The organism is Candidatus Pelagibacter communis (genome assembly GCF_001179945.1).
Taxonomy (GTDB): domain Bacteria; phylum Pseudomonadota; class Alphaproteobacteria; order Pelagibacterales; family Pelagibacteraceae; genus Pelagilacustribacter; species Pelagilacustribacter ubique_A.
Genome location: NZ_CVSG01000049.1, coordinates 1 through 896, shown reverse-complemented (window position 1 = coordinate 896; position 896 = coordinate 1). Strand labels below are relative to the sequence as shown.

1 protein-coding gene is annotated in these 896 nt (G+C 19.9%); it reads left to right on the top strand.

Going from position 1 to position 896, the window contains the following annotated elements; genetic code table 11:
• A partial coding sequence (locus tag AMN78_RS04170) for a cell division protein FtsA (RefSeq protein ID WP_179850592.1) occupies window positions 1-896 on the top strand: 896 nt, incomplete at both ends.

Sequence of the window (896 nt, the reverse complement as noted above, 5' to 3'; positions counted from 1 at the left end):
CAGGGAATTACAGATAAAAAGATCGTTAATTATAATTTGATTTTAACAACTTTAAAAGAAAAGATTTATTTATTAGAAAAAAAATTAAAATTCATTTTTAAACACGCAATAATAATTATCGATAATTTTGATTGCTCAATAATAACTTTTTCAGGATTCAAAAAACTAAATGGATCTCAATTGATGAAAGAAAATATAACTTATATTTTAAATTTTTTAAAATCAAAAATAAATGAAATAGAAAATAAAAAAACTATTTTACACATCTTTAATACTAAATACGTCCTTGACGATAAAGAGATGATGAATTTACCAATAGGTTTATTTGGAAATTCTTATTGTCACGAATTATCATTTTTTTTAATAAATAATAATGACTATCAAAACCTTCAACAAATTTTTAATGAGTGTAATTTAAAAATTAAAAAAGTCATTTCAAAAAATTTTATTGAGGGAGCTACTCTCATTAAGTCTAATTATAATCTCGATACCTTTTTCAAGGTTGAAATAAGTGAGGATTTTTCAAAAGTTATTTTTATAGAAAACTCGTCTTTAAAATATGCTCAAGAATTTAAATTTGGATCAAATTTAATTATTTATGATATTTCAAAAATAACTGGATTAAAAATTGATACCATTAAAGATGTTTTAAATAACTCGGATTTTTCAAATATTAAATCAGAGGATCTAATTGAAACCAATTTTTTTAAAAATGATAATTATCGTAAAATAAGTAAAAAATTAATAATTGATATTGCAAAAGCCAGAATTGAAGAACTTTCTGAGATTATTTTACATAAAAATTTAAATATGAGATATTTCTTAGAAAAAAAACCAGCAGTCTTTCTTAAATTAAATAATATCTTGATTCATAAAAAATTTATAAATTCTTTTAA